Annotated in this window: 13 protein-coding genes and 1 riboswitch; of the genes, 7 read left to right on the top strand and 6 right to left on the bottom strand. The window is 73.7% G+C overall.

Annotated elements, in window-relative coordinates; all coding sequences use genetic code 11:
* Positions 1-22: 22 nt before the first annotated feature.
* A complete protein-coding gene (locus B0I31_RS06865; protein ID WP_106614443.1) occupies positions 23-691 on the top strand; it encodes a hypothetical protein in 669 nt (222 codons plus the stop codon).
* Here the strand turns inward: B0I31_RS06865 and B0I31_RS06870 are convergent.
* The 5 genes from B0I31_RS06870 to B0I31_RS06890 are packed head-to-tail and all read right to left on the bottom strand — an operon-like array spanning position 636 to position 6,232.
* The gene (locus B0I31_RS06870; protein WP_106614444.1) at positions 636-1,469 is read right to left on the bottom strand and encodes an ECF transporter S component; all 834 of its coding nucleotides are present in this window, start codon (positions 1,467-1,469) and stop codon (positions 636-638) included. The genes B0I31_RS06865 and B0I31_RS06870 overlap by 56 nt on opposite strands.
* Complete coding sequence (locus tag B0I31_RS06875) at positions 1,466-3,067, bottom strand: ABC transporter ATP-binding protein (RefSeq protein ID WP_106614445.1); 1,602 nt, start codon at positions 3,065-3,067, stop codon at positions 1,466-1,468. Before B0I31_RS06875 ends, B0I31_RS06870 begins: the two co-directional genes overlap by 4 nt.
* A complete protein-coding gene (locus B0I31_RS06880; protein WP_106614717.1) occupies positions 3,064-4,116 on the bottom strand; it encodes a CbiQ family ECF transporter T component in 1,053 nt (350 codons plus the stop codon). The genes B0I31_RS06875 and B0I31_RS06880 overlap by 4 nt, the downstream gene beginning before the upstream one ends.
* Positions 4,113-4,874 (bottom strand): hypothetical protein, encoded by a 762-nt coding sequence (locus B0I31_RS06885; protein ID WP_146173770.1) that lies wholly within the window; start codon positions 4,872-4,874, stop codon positions 4,113-4,115. Before B0I31_RS06885 ends, B0I31_RS06880 begins: the two co-directional genes overlap by 4 nt.
* Positions 4,875-4,924: 50 nt before the next feature.
* The gene (locus B0I31_RS06890) at positions 4,925-6,232 is read right to left on the bottom strand and encodes a prenyltransferase/squalene oxidase repeat-containing protein (RefSeq protein WP_219910618.1); all 1,308 of its coding nucleotides are present in this window, start codon (positions 6,230-6,232) and stop codon (positions 4,925-4,927) included.
* A gap of 112 nt (positions 6,233-6,344) precedes the next feature.
* Positions 6,345-6,413: riboswitch (cobalamin riboswitch) on the bottom strand.
* 127 nt (positions 6,414-6,540) lie between these two features.
* Between B0I31_RS06890 and B0I31_RS06895 the strand changes: the two genes are divergently transcribed.
* The 3 genes from B0I31_RS06895 (at position 6,541) to B0I31_RS06905 (ending at position 10,262) form a co-directional block, all read left to right on the top strand.
* On the top strand, positions 6,541-7,803 hold the full coding sequence (locus B0I31_RS06895) for a cytochrome P450 (RefSeq protein ID WP_106614447.1): 1,263 nt from the start codon (positions 6,541-6,543) through the stop codon (positions 7,801-7,803).
* A 200-nt stretch (positions 7,804-8,003) separates the two neighbouring features.
* Positions 8,004-8,966 (top strand): DMT family transporter, encoded by a 963-nt coding sequence (locus B0I31_RS06900; protein ID WP_245949727.1) that lies wholly within the window; start codon positions 8,004-8,006, stop codon positions 8,964-8,966.
* A gap of 114 nt (positions 8,967-9,080) precedes the next feature.
* Positions 9,081-10,262, top strand: coding sequence for a S8 family peptidase (locus tag B0I31_RS06905; RefSeq protein ID WP_106614448.1), 1,182 nt, complete (start codon positions 9,081-9,083; stop codon positions 10,260-10,262).
* A gap of 50 nt (positions 10,263-10,312) precedes the next feature.
* On the opposite strand, the gene B0I31_RS06910 is transcribed toward B0I31_RS06905, so the two are convergent.
* A complete protein-coding gene (locus B0I31_RS06910; RefSeq protein WP_106614449.1) occupies positions 10,313-16,390 on the bottom strand; it encodes a type I polyketide synthase in 6,078 nt (2,025 codons plus the stop codon).
* Between the two features lie 292 nt (positions 16,391-16,682).
* Between B0I31_RS06910 and B0I31_RS06915 the strand changes: the two genes are divergently transcribed.
* From B0I31_RS06915 to B0I31_RS06925, 3 genes are read left to right on the top strand one after another with little or no spacing between them, the layout of a single operon-like run.
* Entirely contained in the window at positions 16,683-18,341 is a 1,659-nt protein-coding gene (locus B0I31_RS06915; RefSeq protein WP_106614450.1) for a fatty acyl-AMP ligase, read from the top strand.
* Positions 18,342-18,369: 28 nt separating this feature from the next.
* On the top strand, positions 18,370-19,323 hold the full coding sequence (locus B0I31_RS06920) for an alpha/beta hydrolase (RefSeq protein WP_106614451.1): 954 nt from the start codon (positions 18,370-18,372) through the stop codon (positions 19,321-19,323).
* Positions 19,320-20,627: an MFS transporter gene (locus B0I31_RS06925; RefSeq protein WP_106614452.1), complete on the top strand. Its 1,308-nt coding sequence runs from the start codon at positions 19,320-19,322 to the stop codon at positions 20,625-20,627. Before B0I31_RS06920 ends, B0I31_RS06925 begins: the two co-directional genes overlap by 4 nt.

Below are 20,627 nucleotides of genomic sequence, written 5' to 3' on the forward strand. Positions count from 1 at the left end.
CCCTCAGGGGGAGGAGGTCGCGGTGCCCAGAGGTTTCTACGCCGACGACCGCGGTCGGGTGCGACCGGTCGCCGGAGGGGGTGGGCGGAGCGGTTCGGTGCTGTTGGCCGGGCTGATCGCGCTCAGCGCGGTGGGGTACGGGGGAGCGGTCGGCCTCAGCGCGGGCGGCGGTTCGGGCGGTGGCGGTGGCCCGGGGTCGAGCGTCGAGGAGCGTGCGGTTCAGGGCGGTGATCTCGCCCGGAGAGGTGACGCCGAGGGCGCGTGGCAGCGGATGGGGCTGCGCGAGCTGAAGCGGACGGACGTGCAGCGTGCTCCGTGCGCGGACGCGTCGTTCGGCCGGGTGCGGGAGTTCCTCCGGCAGCACGAGTGCACGTCGGTGGACCGGGTGCTGTTCACCGTGGGGGACGACGCGGGCAACTCGGCGGTGATCGCGGTGGCCTGGGTGGCGTTGGCCTCGCGCGGTGACGCGCGGGAGTTCCAGGACCTGGTGGACGCGCCCGGCACCGGTGACGTGAAGGCGCTCGGCACGGCTCAGGTCGGGTTGGCCGAGGTCGCGTTCAGCGGCGCGAACTACGGCTCGGAATGCGACCGGACGACGGTCACCGTCGCCGAGGCGGAGGTCGCCACCGGGTACGTCACGCCGGAGGTGTTGGACGCGCTGGCGGAGGTGGCGGCGCGGCTGCCCCGCTGAACGCCGGGTCGCCGAACGACGCCCGGCGCGCGGCCCGGCGCAGCGTGCGCAGCAGGACCGGGCCGGTCACCAGCACCAGGATCGTGGTCGTGACGGCCCGGCCGACGTCCCAGCCGAGCGAGGTGGCCAGGCTGAACGCCACCACGCGCACCAGGTTGTCCAGGATCGGCGCGCCCGGCTGGAAGGACAGCGAGGTGCTGCCCGCGCTCAACGCGAACGGCCAGAACGAGAGGTTGAGCAGCAGCCCGTAGACCAGGGACGCGACGGCGCTGTAGGCGGCGAGGAGCGCGAGTTCGGCCTTGCCGCGCAACGGCGGCAGCAGCCCCGCGCCCAACGCCACCCACGCCGCGCCGAGCATCTGGTACGGCAGCCAGGGCCCGACACCGCCGGTGAGCAAGGCGGACGCGAACAGCATGGTGTTGCCGAGGACGAACCCGAACCCGGGCCCGAAGACTCGCCCGCCGAGGACGAGCAGGAAGAACACCGTCTCGATGCCCGCGGTGCCCGCGCCGAGGGGTCGGATCGCGGCACCCAGCGCGGACAGCACGCCCAGCATCGCCACGGCCTTCGCGTCCAGGCCGCGGTCGCTGATCTCGGCGAGGACGACGGCCAGGACGAGGGGGAGCAGGAGGGCGAACGTCCACGGCGCGGTGGCGCCCTGCGCGAGCGCGGCGTCGGAGGAGACCAGCAACGGCCAGCCGAAGGCGACGACGCTGATCGCGGCGGCGATGGCCAGGGCGAGGGTGGCGCGCGGGCGGATCCGGACCGGTTCGCTCATGACGCGGCCAGGGCCGCGCGGACGTCGGCCACGGTCAGCCAGGGTTGTGGGGCGAGCACCTTGGCCACCTGCGGTGAGAACACCGGGGACGCGGTCACCACCTCGGCGGTCGGGCCGTCCGCCACCACCTCGCCCTCGGCCAGCACGACGACGCGGGTCGCGTACTCGGCGACGAACTCCACGTCGTGCGTGGCGAGCACGATCGCGTGGCCTCGGCCGGCGAGGTCGCGCAACGCGGCGGCCAGGCGGGTCTTGGCCGGGTAGTCGAGGCCCCGCGTCGGCTCGTCCAGCAGCACGGCCCGCGGTGATGGCGTGAGGGCGACGGCCAGCACCAGCGCGAGCCGTTGGCCTTCCGACAGGTCGCGCGGGTGCCGGTCGTCCGGGATGCCCGGCGCGAGCCGGTCGAGGAACTCGCGGCACGTGCCAGGCGGCTTGCCCGACTCGCGGTCGGCCTGCGCGCACTCGCCGCTGACGGTGTGCAGGTACAGCAGGTCGCCGGGTTGCTGCGGGACCAGACCGATGGCCGCGCGCCGCGGACCGGGCTTGAGGGTCGCCGGGTCGACGCCGTCCACCGCGACGTCACCGCCGGACCGCTTGCCGGTGCCCTGCACGGCCCACAGCAGACTGGACTTGCCCGATCCGTTGCGGCCCATCACGGCCACCCGCTCGCCGGCGCCGACGTTCAGCGACACGCCGCGCACAGCGTCCACGGTGGAGTACCGGACCCGCAGGTCGTCGGTGCGGATCAGCTCCCCGGACGGCGACGGTGACGCCACCGGTGGTTCGGCGAGGCGGTCGCGCAGCGGACCGGCCAGCCGCCGCGCGTCCCGGATGGACACCGGCACCGGTTGCCAGCCGGCCAGTTGGCCGAGCCGCACGACGGGAGGCGCGACCGGCGCGTCCGCCAGCACCGGGCCCGGCTCGCCGGTGACCGGCGGCAGGCCGCCACCGGGCAGCCACACGACGCGGTCCGCGTACTGCGCGACCCGTTCCAGGCGGTGTTCGGCGATCAGCACCGTCATGCCCAGGTCGTGCACCAGGCGGTGCAGCGCGGCGAGCACGTCCTCGGCCGCACCGGGGTCCAGGGCGGAGGTCGGCTCGTCCAGCACCAGCACCTTGGGATGGGCGGTGAGGGCCGCGCCGACCGCGACGCGTTGCTGCTGCCCGCCGGACAACGTGGCCAGCGGCCGGTGTCGGAGTTCGGCCAGGCCGAGCAGGTCCAACGTCTCCTCGACCCGCTTGCGCATCACGGGGTTCGGCAGCGCCAGCGATTCCATCGAGTAGGCCAGTTCCTCCTCGACGGAATCCGTGACGAATCCGGCCTGCGGGTCCTGTCCCACCAGGCCCACGACGTCCGCCAGCTCACGCGGTGGGTGGGTGCGGGTGTCACGTCCGGCGACCAGCACGCGACCGGTGAGCGTGCCGCCGGTGAAGTGCGGTACCAGGCCGTTGACCGCGCGCAGCAACGTCGACTTGCCCGACCCCGTGCGCCCGACCACCAGGCACAGCTCGCCTTCCGGCACGTGCAGGTCCACCGCGGACAGCGCCGGTGCGGCGGCGTCGCGGTAGGTGACGGAGACGTTCTCGAACCGGATCACGTGTTCACCCTGTTCCTGGCGATGACGACGGGTGCGAGCGCGCACAGCAGGCCGATGGCGGGCAGCAGCGGCAGTCCGGGCACGGTCAGCGGCACGGTCGACGGGGTCAACGCGGCGCCGCCGAGGCCGTCCGGCGCGAGGAACGTCGCCAGTGCCGCGACCAGCCCGGACCCGATGACCAGCAGCTCGTGCGGCCCCCAGCGGTCCGGTCGGTACCGGCTGCGCCGCACCCGCCGTGAGCCGGTCCACAGGCCCCCGATCGCCGACACCGAGCCCACCAGCAGCATCGGCGCGGCGGGCGTGCCGCCACCCAGCAGCCCGTACGCGCCGACCGCCAGACCCGTCAACCCGCCCAGGACCAGGACGCCGGTCAGGAGGCGGGTCCGCCGGGGCAGCCCCGCCGTCCGGCCGTAGCCGCGCGAGTCCATCGCGGCGGCCAGCACCAGTGACCGCTCGAACGCGTCCTCCAGCACCGGCACCATCAGCACGCGCATCGCCTTCACGCCACGCACCACGTCACCGCGCAGTGCCCGAGCCCGCCGTACGGACCGGGCGCTGGCCACGAGCTGCGGTGCGACCGTCAACGCCACCACGACCGCCACGCTCACCTCGTACAACGCCGCCGGCAGCGATCGCAGCAGCCGCTTGGCGTTGGCCAACGCGTTCGCGGCGCCCACGCAACACAGCAACGTCGCCAGCTGAAGCCCCTGGTACACGGCGAAAGCGAGCCCTTCGGCGCTGACCGGGCCACCCAGCCGGATGCCCTTCGTCCACTCCGGCAACGGGACCTCGGGCAACGTCACGAGCACCGTCGGCCCGGTCACGCCACCGAGCAGCACGTGCAGCACCACCCGGATGGCCAGCACCACCAGCGCGAACTTGAGGAACACCCCGTAGGCACTGGCCCACGGGGTGTCCTCGCGGCACGACACGGCCACGTACCCGGCGACCGCGATCACCAGCGCCAGCAGCACCGGGTTGGTGGTGCGGCTCGCGATGGCGGCCAGGCACAACGCCCACACCCACCACGCGCCGGGGTGAAGCCTCACTCCGCCGCCTTGGCGCGCCTTCGCGCGGTCCACCCGCCGAGACCGGCCAGTGCGGCGATCACCACTATCCCGATGACCAAGCCGACCGTGCCACCGGAGTCGGCGGGCGGCTCGGCCGCGGTGGAAGGCTGAGCCGCGGTCGTGGTCGGGCCGGAGGTCGTGCTGCCGGCCACCGTTTCCGCCGAGGTGGGCGGGGTGGTCGTGGTTTCCGCTGTCGAGGTCGACGTGGACGTGACCGTCGCCGGAGCGGGAGCCGGTTGTCCGGGCTGTGCCGCGGGTTGGCCCGGATCCGGCGCGGGTTGTGCCGGGTTGGGCGCGGGCTGGGCCGGGGCGGGTGGTGGCGGGGCGGGTTGGACCGGCTTCGGGGCGGGCGCCGGTGGGGCGATCCCCGGCTGCTCACCCGCACCGAACGACCAGCCCTCCACGCTGCCCGGCGCCGGGTCGTACGAGCCCGCGCCGGCGCTGCTGTAGGTCCACGATCCGCCGGGCCGGCCGTGCCAGTAAGCCCAGTGGGCGGTGGCGGGGGACGTGGTGACGCACGGATCGCCGCTCGGCTTGCCGTTGATCCGGCACACGAAGCCGGGTTGCCGGGAGGCGAACGTGTAGCCGAAGCCGGCGGCGGCCAGCGCGGCCGTTCCCGACGACGGATCACCCGGGGCGCAGCCGGTCTGCACGCCGCCGCCGAGGGAGCGGAAGTCCACGACCACCGTGACGCCCGCGCAGTCGGCCGCCCGGGCGGTCAGGGGGGTGTTCGTCATCGCGAGCCCGACGACGGCCGACGCCGTCAGCGCTCGTCGCCACCAGCTCGTCACTTGCCTGCGTCCGCGTGGCGCTTGCGCGACAACAGGACCGCGAGCACACCGCCCACCAGCAGCAACGCGCCGATCCACAGCGCCGGGCCGACCGCGGCGCCCGTGCGGGCGAGGGTGCCGCGGTTGCTCGCCACGGCCACCACCGCGTTCGTCGTCGTGGCGTCCGTGGTGGTGGAGGTGGTGGTCGCGTCCGTCGACGTGGTGGCGGTGGTGGTGGTAGTGGTGATGTCCGAAGTGGAGGACGTCGGCGTAGTGGTGGTGACCGGGCAGTCGAGCACGGGCACGTCCGCCTGGTCGCCTTCGGCGGTCAGGTCCGCGAAGTTCACGCCGACCAGGCCGAGGACGCCCTGCGCGCTCGCCCGCAACGACGTGGCCCGCGTGAACGCGGTCTTGTCGAACGCGATCGCGCCCCGGTCCGCCTCGACGGCCGTGCAGCCGACCTGCAACGACCTGAGGAACGCGGTCGCCTTGTCGGCAGCGGCGGTGCGGCCGCCCGCGCGCAACGCCTGCGCGGCGAGACCGGTGCTGTTGGCGTTGCCCTCACCGGCCTGGCCCTCGTCGCGGAACCCGCCACCGGGCTGCTGCACGCCGTCGCCGGACAGCCAGTCGAGCGCCTTGTCCGCCACCGCCGTCCGGTCGACCGCCAGCAGCGCCTGCACGGCCATCGCGGTGGCGTCCACGTGGGACACGCACGGCGTCGCCTCCAGGACGAGCGGGAAACCGCCGTTCGGGCACTGGGTGCCGACGAGGTAGTCGACGGCGGCCTTCGGCGCGCCGTCCCAGCGGTCCAGCGCGAGCACCGCGAACGCCTGGGTGAAGCCGTTGGAGTAGTCGCCGTACTTGGACTTGTCCTGGAACCGGCCGGACGGCGCCCGCAGCGCGGTGAGGCCGGCGATCAGGTCGGTGCCGCCGAAGCTCGTCGGGTCCAGCCCGCGCACCTGGACCGCCAGGGCCAGCTTGGCGTGCGCGCCCGCGAACGACTCGGCCGGGTCGCCGAAGTGCAGGTAGTTGTCGATGATCGCGGGCTCGGCGAGCCAGGCGGTGGCCCGGTCCGCGCGGTCCGCCGCCACGCCGGCCGCGGTGAACGCGAACAGCGCGTCCAGCGTGAGGCCCTGGTCGGGGTAGGCGACGCCGTCGAGGACGTTCTCGAAGTGGTCGCCGTCGACGAGCTGCCGGGCGAGCCAGCCCGCGGCGGCGGCGCCCGCGTCCGTCGTCGGCACCGCCTGCGCCTGGCTCGGCGGGACCAGCGCGAGCGCGGTGACAGCGGCGGCGGCGAGGACGGCGGCGGTCCGTCTCAACGGCATGTTCGGCCTTTCCGGGGCGCGAGGCGCGAGCGGACCCCGGACAGCCGTGACCGACATCCCCCGGGCTCCGACCCGTTGACCTCGACGGTGTCAGGAGCGTGGCACGCGTGCCGGGTGTTCGGGCTCGTCCCGGGTGGGACCTACCGTTGCGGGTCAGCGCCGGATTTCGACCGGCTTCCCCCGTGTCACGCGCGATTGCCGATCGTCTGTCACCGACCTTGGCGTGTCAATCCACCTCTGGCGCGATGCTGCTCACCCCTACGTACGGTTACCGTCGGTCGATTCGATCTGGGGAAGAGGGGTGTTCGATGACGACTCTGGCGTCCGTGCGCGACGGCTTGGTGGCGTGGGTCGCACGGCGTTCGGCGACGCGGTGGGTGTTGGGCAAGATCGGTTCGCGGGCGTTTTCGCTGCTCCCGGACCGTGCGCTGGTCCCGTTGAAGCGGGACGGGGTGGTACCGGTCGCCGAGTTGGAGCGGATGCGGGATACCGGCGCGGTGCACCGGATCCCGGTGCCGTTCGGCTTGCGGGTGTGGTTGGTCACAGGTCAGGACGAAGCGAAGAAGGTGCTTTCCGACACAGGCGCGTTCAGCAACGACTACGCCCGGCTCGGCGCGGCGGTCGGTCGGCTGGAGCAGTCGCCCGGCGGCCTCGGCTTCGCCGACCCGCCCGACCACACCCGGCTGCGCAAGCTGCTCACGCCGGAGTTCACCATGCGCCGGCTGTCGCGGCTGGTGCCGCGCATCGACGCGATCGTCACCGAGCGGCTGGACGCCATGCAGGCCGCGGACGGGCCCGTCGACCTGGTCCAGGAGTTCGCGCTGCCGATCCCGTCGCTGACGATCTGCGAGCTGCTGGGCGTGCCCTACGAGGACCGTGACCGGTTCCAGGAGCTGGCGGCGGCGCGGTTCGACCTGTTCGGCGGTGCGGGGCAGGCGTTGGGCGCGATCTCTGAGTCGCTGTCCTACATGGAGGAGATCGTGCGCCGCGAGCGCCGGTCGCCGGGTGACGGCCTGATCGGGTCGATCATCCGGCAGCACGGTGACGACGTGAGCGACGTGGAACTGGCCGGGCTGGCGGACGGTGTGCTGACCGGTGGGTTCGACACGACGGCGTCGATGCTCGCGTTGGGCGCGATCGTGCTGCTGAGGGACGACGCCGCGCGTGCGTCGATGCGTGACGACGACGCGGCGGTCGCGCCGTTGGTGGAGGAGCTGCTGCGGCACCTGAGCGTCGTGCAGGTGGCGTTCCCGCGGTTCGCCCGGCACCCGTTGACGGTCGGTGAGCAGCGGATCGAGGAGGGTGACGTGGTCGTGGTGTCGCTGTCGGCGGCCAACCGCGAGGAGGCGTCCGACTTCGACGCGGGACGTCCGGCGTCGCAGCACCTGGCGTTCGGCTACGGCGCGCACCGGTGCGTGGGCGCGGAGCTGGCGCGGCTGGAGCTGCGCGCCGCGTACCCGGCCCTGCTGCGCCGGTTCCCGAACCTCCGGCTGGCCGACGAGCGGCAACCCGCGTTCCGCACCGCGTCGATCGTCCACGGCGTCGACTCGCTGTTCGTGCACACGCGCTGAGCGTTCGACTCGGGGTACCTGAACGTAGGACTCTCGCGTTCCGAACGCAGGACACGCGCGAGTCCTCCGTTCGGCGCGCCCGCGTGTCGAACGTTCAGGACCTCCGAGTTCTGCATTCAGGATCAATCTTGTAGTTGTGCTTAACGCGGCGTCATGAGGTTTCACTTTTCTTGAACTCCGGTATGGGCGACGGTGGTCCCATGACCGGACGCGGTGTGCTGCGGATGGGGGCGCTGGCCCTGTTGTGGGGTTCGGTGTTCCTGTGGATCGAACTGGCGCTGACCGGACTGTCTCCGGTGCAGATCACGGTGGTCCGCTGCGCGTTGGGTGCCGTCACGCTGCTCGTGCTGGCCCGCGTGCACCGCCAGCGGCTGCCCCGCCGGTTGTGGGGTCACCTGGCGGTCGCGGCGTTCTTCTGCAACGCGCTGCCGTTCCTGCTGTTCGCGGTCGGCCAGCAGACCGTGGGCTCCGGCGTCGCGGGCGTCCTCAACGCGACCACCCCGCTGTTCTCGCTCCTCATCGGCTTCGCGCTGGGCACGGACGGCCCGGTCACGCCGGTCCGCGTGCTCGGCCTGGTCGTCGGTTTCGCCGGTGTCACGCTGATCTTCGCCCCGTGGCAGCAGCAGGGCGTGTCCGGCTTCGGCGCGCTCGCACTCCTCGGCGCGGCCGCGAGCTACGCCGTCGCGTTCGCCTACATGGGGCGCAAGCTGGTCGGCAAGGGCGGTCCGGTCGCGGTGTCGGCCGCCCAACTCGCCGCCGCCACCGGCCTGAGCACCCTGATGCTCCCGTTCGACCGCGCCCCGGCCACGCTCAACGCCACCGCGATCGTCGCGGTGGTGGTGCTCGGCGTCTTCGGCACCGGCTTCACGTTCATCCTCAACTACCGGATCATCGAGGACGAGGGGCCGACCAGCGCCGCCACGGTCGGCTACCTGCTGCCGGTCGTCTCCGTCGCCCTGGGCGCGCTGGTGCTGGACGAGCCGTTGACACCGCGGGTCGTCGCGGGCATGGCGGTGGTCCTGGCCGGCGTCGCGCTGACCCGGCTGGCACTGGCCCGGTCGGCGTCGGGCAAGCGGCCGAGCGAGCGAACGGACCGTTACCAGTTGTCCGTTATGTCCACCGAGCGTGACGGGGCAGGCGGCCGTTCGGCCGACCACCGTTGACCATGGCATAACCGCTGGTCAGGCTGCTGGTCTGGACCTCGTTCGAGTGACCGCTTGCCCCGTCAACCCTGCGGCGGGGCGCACTCGTTCGGGTTCACCCGAAGGAGCCAACCCGTGCGTCCTTTCCGTCGAACACTCACCGTCCTGGCCGTCGCGACCACCGCCGTCGGCCTCACCGCCACCACCGCCTCGGCCGAACCCCTGCACCAGGCCGACATCATCACCGCGACGGCGTCCGCGACCGTCCACCCGATCAAGGACTCCTACATCGTCACGCTCGACGCCACGGCCCGCAGCGGCGCGAGCGTCGCCGCCACCGCCGGCGTCACGCCGACCCACGTCTGGGACGCGGCGTTCCACGGCTTCGCCGCCAAGCTCACCCCGGCGCAGCTGCGCAAGCTCAGCCGCGACCCGGCGGTCACCACGATCGAGCAGGACGTGCTGGTCACCGACGCGCTCGACGCCACCCAGGCCAACCCGCCGTCGTGGGGCATCGACCGGACCGACCAGCGCAACCTGCCGCTGTCGAACAGCTTCACCTACAACTACACCGGTGCGGGCGTGCACGCGTACATCATCGACACCGGCATCACGCCGGGCCACGCCGACTACGGCGGCCGGGCCACGTTCGACTACAACGGCATCGACACCAACAACACCGACTGCCACGGGCACGGCACGCACGTCGCCGGCACGATCGGCTCGAACACCTACGGCATCGCCAAGGGCGTGCGGCTGCACGGCGTGAAGATGATGAACTGCTCCGGCGGCGCCACCACCACGGCCGCGCTCAACGCGATCAACTGGGTCACCGCCAACCACACCAAGCCGGCCGTGGCCAACACGTCGTGGAACTTCACCGCGTCGGCCAGCCTGGAGACCGCGATCCGCAACATGATCGCCGCGGGCGTCTTCCTGGCCACCTCGGCGGGCAACACCGGCGGCAACTCGTGCGACCGCCTGCCGCGCAAGGTCGAGACGGCCAGCGTGGTGGCCTCCTCCACGAACACCGACGCCCGGTCGTCGTTCTCCAGCACGGGCGCGTGCGTCGACCTCTACGCGCCGGGCAGCTCGATCATCTCGACCGTCCGCACCGGCGGCTCGGGCTCGATGAGCGGCACGTCGATGGCGACGCCGCACGTGGCGGGCGTGGCCGCGCTCTACAAGCAGCGGTTCGGCGACCAGCCGTCGGCCACCGTGCACAACTGGCTGAACTCCAGCGCCACGCCGAACATCGTCAGCGGCGGCACCACCGGCGGCACGGTCAACCGCCTGCTGTTCAGCAACGGCCTGTGAACCTCCCCGGCGCGCGGGGGTAAGCGCCCTCACCCGCGCGCCGGGGAACCCTACGCGTCCAGCACCGCCGAGAGGTGCCGCGCCAGCGCGGCGACGTGCGGCAGGTCGACCATGGACAGGTGGTCGCCGGGCACCGGCACGACCTCCAACGTGCCGCACGCGTCGGCCCACCCGAGGTCGTCGTCGTCCTGCCGGCGCAGGTAGCGCGGGTCGAGCACGGTGGTCAGCGTCTCCCGGTCGGTCGCCCGGTAGAACACGACCCGCCCCGGGTAGTACCGGGGCGTGAACCGCTCGGCCGCCCGCGCGTCCAGGTAGGACGTGCGCTGGTGGCGCAGCGCCCCGGGGCTGATGCCCAGGTCGGCGACGGCGGCCAGCACCGCGTCGATCTGGCCCACGTCGTCCAACCCGGACAGCGACTCCCACGGCAGCTCGACCGACGTGCCGTAGACCTCCTCGACGTGCCGGGCGTACCGGGCGAACCGGTGGCGCACCAGGTCGGCGGGCGGGACGTCGGGCGCGGGCAGCGGCCGGACGGTGTCGATCATCACCACCAGCTCGACCTCGGCGCCCGCGTCCCGCAGCAGGCACGCCACCTCGTGCGCCAGGCACCCGCCGAACGACCAGCCGCCCAGCACGTACGGCCCGGACGGCTGCACCGACCGCACCAGCTCCGCGTACCGCGCCGCCTTGGCCGGGATGTCCGGCACGTCGTCGATCCGCTCGTACCCGTAGCAGGGCCGGTCCTCCAGCAACCCCACCAGCGGCTCGTACACGCTGGTCGGCCCACCCGCCGGGTGGAACAGGTGCACCGGCCGCCGCGACCCGCCCGCGCGCAGCACCCGCACCGGCCCGCCCACGTCCTCGAACGCCGCGCGCAGCCGTTCGGCCATCGCCTCGACGGTCGGCGCGGTCAACAGCGAGTCGTCCACCGCCACCCGGCGACGCACCAACGCCAGCAGCCGCTCGGGTGAGCCGCCGAGGGCGGAGAAGTCGTCGCGGACGCCGAAGTCCCGCCGCCCCAGCACCTCCGCCCACAGCCCGAACACCCACCGCTCGGTCGGGTCACGCGGCTCGACCCGCGTCGGCGCCTCGGGTTCGAGCCCGGCCACGTGCCGTTCGACGTCACGCAGGCTCGCGCCGCGCAGCAGCAACGGCACGGGCAGCTCCACGCCCAGGTCGTGCTCGACCGCGTTGCGCAACCTCATCGCCATCAACGAGTCCAACCCGAGCGACGTCAACGGCAGCGACGGGTCCGGCACACCGCCCATCACCCGCGCCACGATCGCGCTCAACCGGTCCGCCGGCGGCACGTCGGACGGTGGCCGGAGGAACGACTCGAAGAACGGCCGGTGCGCGAGCCGCGGGAACAGCTCCACCACCCGGCGCCGGTCGAACCGCACCACACCGGTCGCCACCCGCCCGGACATCAACAGCGCCTCCACCGCCTGCACGCCCTCGGCCGGCGAGATCGGCCGCAGCAGCGGGTTGTCGTTGTCCCGGGCCAACCCGACCCGGCTCCACGCGCCGAAGTCGATCGTCGTCGCGGGCAGCCCGGACGCCCGCCGCCACCGGGCGAAGCCGTCCAGCCACGCGTTGGCCACGGCGTACGCGGCCTGACCGGGCGAGCCGAGCAGTGCCGCCGCCGAGGAGAACACCACGAACCAGTCCAGCCGGTGCCCGGCCGTCGCCTCGTGCAGCCGCAGCGCGCCGTCGACCTTGGGCCGCAGCACGCGGCGCACGTCGGCGGGGTCGAGCCGGTCGAACGGCGCGTCGGCCAGCACACCGGCCGCGTGCACCACCCCGCACAGCCGCAGCCCGCCGTCCACCGCCGCCGCGACCGCCCGTTCGGCCACCCCGGGTTCGGCGACGTCACCGGTCACCACGACCACGTCCGCGCCGAGCGCCCGCAGCTTCGCCACCTCGGCCCGCGCGTCCGGCGACGGCTCACGACGACCGCACAGCACGATCCGCACCGCACCGCGTTCGGCCAACCACCGCGCCATGACCAGCCCCAACGCGCCCAGCCCGCCGGTGATCAGGTACCCGCCCGAGTCGACCGCGGACCCGGTCGCGGGCACCTCGACCTCCGCCCGCCGCAGCCGTGCCGCGTAGCGCACGCCACCGCGCCAGGCGACTTCGTCGTCGGTCTGGTCGGCGAGGAGTTCACGGGGCAGCACGGCGACGTCGTCCACGTCCACGACGGTCGCCCGCAACTGCGGCCGTTCGAACGCCAGCACCCGCACCGCGCCGCGCAACGCGGCCCGCTCCGGCACGCCCGCCTCACCGTCCAGCACGCAGGCCGCGTCGCGCGTGACGATCCACAGCCGCCGCGTGTCGTGCGCCAACGCCGCCAACCGCAGCAAGTCCTGCTCAAGACCGCCGGGACCGAACACGATGCCGTCCGCTCGGGCGGAGGGATCGGTGGTCACCTGGTGCCCGGCGTCGATCAGGGCGTCGGCCAGGTCCCGGTCGTCGGCGAGCAGCAGCCACGTGCGGGACGCGTCGTCGACGGAGGGAAGGTCTTGCCGTTCCCACCGTGTCTCCAGCGCGAGCCCCGACAACGCGACCGACACCGGCCGCACCCGGACGTCCGCCGCCTCCACCAGCAGCGTGCCCGCGTCGTCGTACAGCCACACCGACCCGGTCAGCTCGCCGCCGCCGCTCTCCCGCACCACGGCCTCGCACCGGTCCGCGCGCCGCGGGTCGCCGTGCAGCCGCACGGCACCGATGCCGACCGGCAGGTACGGCCCACCGGCGGCGCGGTCGAGCGCGGCGGCGGCGAGCGCGTGCAGGCACGAGTCGAGCAGCGTCGGCGGCAGCCGCCAACCGCGGTCGGGACCGTCCGGCCGGCTGACCAGGCAACTCGCCGCGCCCGCACCCGCGCGGGCGGACCGGACACCCCGGAACGCCGGGCCGTAGTCCATCCCGGCCTCGGCCAGCCGGTCGTACAGGTCGACCGGCTGGAGTCCAGTGTGGACAGTTGGTGGTGCGTCGGACCGCTCGCCGGGGACGACGGTCGCGGTGGCGTGCCGCACCCACCCGTCCGACGCCTTCGCGTGCACCTCGACGCGTCCATCCCGGAACGTGGTGCTCAGCCGCACCTCGTCGGTGAGGGGCAGCAGCGCCTCGAACACGACGTCACGCACCGACAGCGGACCGGCCACCACCTGCGCGCCGGCGGCCAGGGCGATCTCCACGTACGCGGCGCCGGGCAGCACGGCGGTGTCCCGCACCCGGTGGTCCCCCAGCCACGGCAACGCGGCCAGGCCCACGTCGGCCTGCCACGCGTGCGTGCCGTCCGGCAGCTCGACGTGGTCGCCGAGCAGCGGGTGCCCGGCCCGCCGGAGCGGGGGAGCGGTCCAGTGCGGGCGGTGTTCCCACGGCGCGGTCGGCACGTCGGTGACGCCCCGGGCGGGCACCAGGCCGTGCAGGTGCAGCGACGCCAGGTTGTCGTGGAAGGTGCGCACGTCGTCGGTGTCGCGGCGCAGCGAGCCGACCAGCACGAGGTCGGGTGCGTGCTCGGCGATCGCGGGCAGCGCCACGGGGTGCGGCGAGACCTCCAGGAACGCGGTGAAACCGTCCTCCAGCGCGGCGGTCACCGCCTGGGTGAACCGGACCGGGTGGCGCAGGTGCGCGGTCCAGTAGTCGGCGGTGAACGGCGGCGCGTGCCGGGGGTCGGCCAGGACCGTCCCGTACAGCGGCACGTCACCGCGTCGTCCGGTGACGTGCCGCAGCGCCGACGCCAGCTCGTCCAGCACGGGTTCGACGGCGGGGGAGTGGCCGCTGGTGCGCAGCGGCAGGACCCGCGCCAGCCCGCCGTCCGCCTCGACCCGGGCGACCAGCGCGGTGAGCCGGTCGGCGGGACCGGACACCGTGCAGCGGCGCGGGGCGGCGTGCACGGCGACCGACAGCGCCGGGTCGTCCACCTCGTCGGCGGGCAGTTCGACCGCCGCCATCCCACCGCCACCGGCCGCGTCGACCACGTCCAGCAGCCGTGCCCGGGTGGTGATCACCAACGCCGCGTCGGCCAGCGACAACGCGCCGCTCACCACCGCGGCGGCGACCTCTCCCGCGGACTGCCCGATCACCGCCGCCGGGCGCAGTCCGCGCGACTGCCAGAGCCGGGCGAGCGCGAACTGCACGCCGAACAACGCGATCTGGCCGTCGCCCAGGGTGTCCGAGGGCTGGTCCAGCAACGCGCGCACCGAGTGCGGCGCGATCAGCCGGTCCACCTCGTCCACCGCCGCCGCGAACACGGGTTCTTCGGCCAGCAGCCGCCGTCCCATGCCCGCCCAGCCCGAGCCGTAGCCGGAGAAGACCCACACCGCGCGGTCGCGTCGTTCGGCGCGGCCGACCGGGCGGTCTCCCTTGGCCAACGCCCGGAGTTCGGCCGCCACCGCGGTTCGGTCCGACCCGCTGACGACCGCCGCGTGCCGCTCACGGCCACGACGGCGGGCCAGGGTCGACGCCACGTCGTGCAGGTCGGCGTGCGTGGTGGACAGCCAGTCCGCCAGCTCGGCGGCGTGCCGCCGCACGCGCCCCTCGGACGTGCCCGCCACCACGAGGAACGCCGGGCCGTCCGGCCGGTCCGCCGGTTCGGGCGCGGGCGGCTCCTCCAGCACGACGTGCGCGTTCGTGCCGCCGAACCCGAACGACGACACACCGGCCGTGATGTGGCCTGAGTAGCGCGGCCACGGTGTCGGCTCGGTGACCACGCGCAGGCCGGTGAAGTCGATGTGCGGGTTGGGCTCGCGGAAGTGCGGGCTCGGCGGCAGCTCGCCGTGCCGCACCGCCAGCACCGTCTTGACCAGCCCGATCACGCCCGCCGCCGACTCGGCGTGACCGAAGTTCGCCTTGGCCGACCCGAGCAGCAACGGCCCGTCCGACCGACCCAGCACCTCCCGCAGCGCACCGGCCTCGATCGGGTCGCCGAGCAGCGTTCCGGTGCCGTGCGCCTCCACGTAGTCCACCCGGGACGGGTCGACGCCCGCGTCCGCGTACACCCGGCGCAGCAGGTCGGCCTGTGCCTGGGGGTTCGGTGCCATCAGTCCGTTCGAGCGCCCGTCGGAGTTCACGCCGCTGCCCCGGATCACCGCCAGCACCCGGTCACCGTCGCGCCGCGCGTCCGACAGCCGCTTGAGCACGACCGCCGCGCAGCCCTCGGCGCGGGCGATGCCGTCCGCGGAGGCGTCGAACGGCTTGCACCGCCCATCGGCCGACAGCAGGCCCGCGCGGTGGAACGTGAGCGTGACGGCGGGTCCGAGCAGCAGGTTCACCCCGGCGGCCACGGCGGCGTCCGTCTCGCCCGCGCGCAGGCTCTGGACCGCGTGGTGCACCGCCACCAGCGACGACGAGCACGCCGTGTCCACCGCCAGGCTCGGCCCGCGCAGGTCGAGCAGGTACGACAGCCGGTTCGCGGCGATGCTCAGCGCGCCGCCGGTCGCCGTCCACGGCTCGACCCGGCCCAGGTCGGCCGCGCTCGACGCGCCGTACTCGCCGGTCGAGATGCCGACGAACACGCCGGTCCGGCTGCCGCGCAAGCTGTCCGGCGCGATGCCCGCGTGGTGCAGCGCCTCCCACGACACCTCCAGCACCAGCCGTTGCTGCGGGTCCATCAGCGCGGCCTCGTGCGGCGCGATGCCGAAGAACTCCGCGTCGAAGCCCTTGAGGTCGGGCAGGAAACCGCCGAACCGGGGCGTGCCCTCGGGCAGGCCGGGCCACCGGTCCGGCGGCGCGGGCGTGACCGCGTCACCACCCGAGCGCAGGAAGTCCCACAACCGGTCGGGACCGTCGACACCGCCCGGCAACCGGCAGCCGACGCCGACCACCGCGATGCCCTCGGCGACCGGCCGGGTGGGTTCGGGAGCGGCCGCGGTGCCCGGCGCGGCGAGGTGGCGGGCCAGCCGGGCGATCGTCGGGTGTTGGTAGAACACCGTCGCGGGTAGCGGTGCGTCGAGGAACTCGCCCAACACGCCCGCGAGCACGACGGCGTCACGTGACGACAGGCCGATTTCGGCCAGGGGCTGGTCGACGTCCACCTCGCCCTCGGTCAGGTCGGCGAGTTCCGCGACGCGCCGCACCAACCAGGCGCGGAGTTCCGCTTCCGCGGGCGTGCCGAGGCCGGTCATGGGTCACCTTTCATGCGATTTCCACAAGACGCCTCGAAGTAATTGCGAGGCGGAGGATGAAATGTCCGCGATCAGGTTCTCGGCGGCGTGGGAGTGATCGTGGCCTGGGTGAACGTCGGCGAACAATAGGCCGATCGGGTCAATCTCGGGTTGTCGGGGGTAGTTGTTGACAGTTGTTGTACTCGTCGGTAGCTTCCTCGTCCAACGTGCTGGAAATCACTTGCGGGAAAAGTTGTGACGACCGCACAAAAGCTATTTCCGGAGTTGTCATCACGGGGAAGAGAGGGTGCTCATGACGGTCACCGCGACCACCACCGGCACGGTCGTGGACGCCGTGCGGCGCTGGGCACGCGAACGGCCCGGCCACACCGCGTTCACGTTCGTCGACTACGAGGTGGACCCGGACGGCGTGCCGGTGTCGATCACGTGGGCCGAGCTGGACGCGCGGGCTTGCGGCGTGGCCGCCGAGCTGCGTCGGCGGTGCGCTCCGGGTGACCGCGCGCTGCTGTTGCTGCCGCAGGGCTTGGACTACGTCGTGGCGTTCGTCGGCTGCCTGTACGCCGACGTGCTCGCCGTGCCGCTGTTCCCGATCACCGGCGACGGCCACCGCGAACGCCTCGACGGCGTCCTGCGCGACTGCACGCCGAAGGTCGCGCTCACCGCCGCTCCCGCCGCGCTCGACCTGGACGTGGTGGTGGTCGGCAGCGTGCCGCCGTCCGCCGAGCCCCCGGTGCGCCGGCTCGGCGGCCCGGCCTACCTGCAGTACACGTCCGGCTCGACGCGCACCCCGGCCGGTGTCGTGGTGACGGACCGGAACTTCCGGGTCAACGTGCGCCAGGCACTCACCGCCTACGGCCTGGCGGACGCCGAGCCCGCGCCGGTGAGCTGGCTGCCGCTGTTCCACGACATGGGGTTGGTGCTCGGTGTCGGCGTGGCGTTGACGACCGGTGCGGAGGCGGTGCTGATGGACCCGCAGGCGTTCCTCTACCGGCCGTCGCGGTGGTTGCGCGCCATGCACGGGCGGCGTGACGTGATCAGCGCCGGGCCGAACTTCGCCTACGACCTGTGCGTGCGGCGGGTGTCGCCGGTCGAGCGGTCCGGGCTGGACCTGGGCGGCGTCGTGGCGTTGATCAACGGCAGCGAGCCGGTGCGGGCGGCGACCCTGGCCGCGTTCCAGGAGGCGTTCGGACCGTGCGGGCTGAGGCCGGACGCCCAGCGCCCGTCCTACGGCCTGGCCGAGGCGACGGTGCTCGTGACCGCCGCGACCGGGCCGACGACCACCGGGTTCGACCGCGCCGCGCTCGCCGGGGGACGGGCGGTGCCGGCGGTCGACCCGGAGCGGGCGAGCGTGCTGGTCGGCTGCGGCGGCGCGGTCGACCAGCACCTCGCGATCGTCGACCCGGTGACGGGGGAGCCGGTCGGTGAGGGTGACCGGGTCGGCGAGATCTGGGTGTGCGGCGAGAACGTGTCGCCCGGGTACTGGTCCGGCGGCGAGGGGTTCGGCGCCCGGCTACCCGGTTCGCCGCTCGGGCCGTGGCTGCGGACCGGGGACCTCGGCGTGCTGCACGACGGGCACCTGTACGTGGTCGGCAGGATCAAGGACCTGATCGTCATCGACGGCCGCAACCACTACCCGCAGGACGTGGAGGCCGTCGTGGAGGAGGCCGACGACGTGGTCCGGCGCGGTCATGTCGCCGCGTTCGCCGTGCCGTCCCTCGATGGCGAGGCGATGGTCGTGGTCGCCGAGCGGAGTTCCAAGGTGCCGCGCCAGGCTGTCGACCAGGCCCGTGTCCGAGCACGGGTGCGCGCCGCGGTCGCTCGGCACCACGACGTGCGGGTGCGGGACGTGCTCGTGGTCGAACCGGGCTCGGTGCCCAGGACGTCCAGCGGGAAGCTGTCGCGCGCCGCCTGCCGCGCTCTCTACCTCGGCGGGCAGCTGCCCGCATCGTGATCGGTCTCGGACATCTTCGGGAGAAGTGATGACGCGCGCGCTGCTGTCGGCCCTGTCCGCCGCTGCCCTGATAGTCGTACCGGCGCCCGTCGCGGCCACGCCCGTCCCGGCCGACGACGGGGCACAGGTCGTCGCGGAGAGGTGGCTCGACGCGCGGACCGTCGACCTCACGGTGTCCTCGCCCGCGGTCGGCGGTCACGTCCCGGTCCGCGTGCTCACGCCACCGGGCTGGTCGCCGAACGCCACCCGCACCTGGCCGGTCCTCTACCTCCTCCAAGGCGTCGGCGACGACTACACCTCCTGGACCAGGGAAACCGACGTCGAAGAACTCAGCGCGACCAGCGACGTCCTGGTCGTCATGCCCGACGCCGGACGAGCCGGGTGGTACACCGACTGGTGGAACGGCGGGCGCGGCGGCACGCCCAAGTGGGAGACGTTCCACACCGGTGAACTCCCGCAGCTCATCGAGCGGAACTACCGGGGCGGCACCGTGCGCGCGATCGCCGGACTGTCGGCAGGCGGCACGGGGGCGTTCGGGTACGCGGCCAAGCACCCCGGCATGTTCCGGGCCGCCGCGTCCTACAGCGGGCTGCTGTCGACGCAGTTCGTCGGCGTCCCCCAGTTCGTCTACACGACCGTCCTGCGCGAAGGGCTCGACCCGTACGGCCCGTGGGGACGCGAGTCGCTGGTCCCCGCCGTGTGGGCGGCGCACAACCCGCGGCAACTCGCGGCGAACCTGCGCGGCCTGTCCCTCTACATGTCGTACGGCAACGGGTTCAGAGGTGCGTTGGACACCGACTGGTGGTCCTACGACCCGTTCGAGACGATCGTCGGCACCACCTCGCCGGACTTCGTGCTGCGGATGCGGTCGCTGGGCATCCCGATCACGGTCAACGCCTACGGCGGCGGCACGCACACCTGGAAGTACTGGCAGCGCGAGCTCCGGGCGTCCTGGCCGATGCTGACGGCCGCGCTCTCGTGAGGCGCACCCTGCTGGTGACCTGCTTCGCGGCCTTCGTCACGGCGCTGGACAACAGCGTGCTGATGGTGGCCCTGCCGACCATCGGCCGCGACCTCGGCCTGTCCACGAACGACCTGCAGTGGGCCGTGGTCGCCTACATGCTGGCGTTCGCGAGCCTCATGGTGGCGGCGGGCGCGGTGGGTGACCGGTTCGGGCACCGGCGGGTGCTGCTGGTCGGGCTGCTCGCGTTCGCTGCCGCGTCCCTGGGCTGCGGCACGTCGGAGTCCGGCTGGGAGCTGGCGCTGTGGCGCGCGGCCCAGGGCGCCACCGCGGCGGCGATCGTGCCGACCGGGCTGGCCGTGCTGCGGACCGACCTCGACGAGGCGCGGCGCCGGACGGGCATCGCGGCGTGGACGGGCGCGCTGGCCGTGGCGCTGGCGGTCGGGCCCGCGCTGGGCGGCCTGCTCAGCGAGGCGGCGCACTGGCGGTGGATCTTCCTGGGCAACGTCCCGCTGTGCGTGGCGGCGGCCGTCCTCGCGCACCAGGTCCTGCCACGACCGCGGATCACGCGACCGACGCCGTTGCCGATCCGCTCGACGGCGGTGTTGACGGCGGCCGTCTTCACCGTCACGGCGACCGTGCTGAGCATCGGCGACGAAGGCCTGGTCGCGGCACTGGCCGCGTTGTCGGGCGCGACGTGCCTGCTGTTCGTGTCCGTGGAGCGGTCGGCCGCGCGCCCGTTGTTCCCCAGAGCACTGGCACGGCCGGTGTTCGTCGGCGGCACGGTCGCGCAGGCGTTGTGGGGTGCGGGCGTCAGTGGCGTGCTGTTCGTGCTGCCGCTGCACCTGCACCGCGCCGAGGGCTTCACCCCGCTGGCGACCGGCCTGTTCTTCGTGCCCGCCGCGCTCGCCGTGATCGCGGGCGCACCGCTCGTGCCCGCCCTCGTCGTCCGGCTGGGTCCGTGGCGCACGGCGGCCTATGGGCTCGGCGCCGTGACGGCGGGACTGGTCGCGACGCCGTTCGCCCACCCTCCGGCGCTGCTCGCCTGCCTGGTGGTGATCGGTTTCGGCTCGGCGTTGACCACCCCGCTGACCACGGTCGCGCTGGACGCCACCTCACCGCGGTCCGCCGGGATCGCGTCGGCGACCGTCACCGCGAGCCGTGAGCTGGCGGGTGCGCTCGGCGTCGCGGTGGTCGGCCTGGCGTTCACCGCGGCGGGCCACTCGGCCGCGCTCGTGCTCGCCACCGGCGTCGTGGCGGTGGCACTGGGCATCACCATCGCCCTGCACAAAGCCGTAGGCAGCCGTTCCCACCACGTCCCGTAG

Source organism: Saccharothrix carnea (genome assembly GCF_003014735.1).
Taxonomy (GTDB): Bacteria; Actinomycetota; Actinomycetes; order Mycobacteriales; family Pseudonocardiaceae; genus Actinosynnema; species Actinosynnema carneum.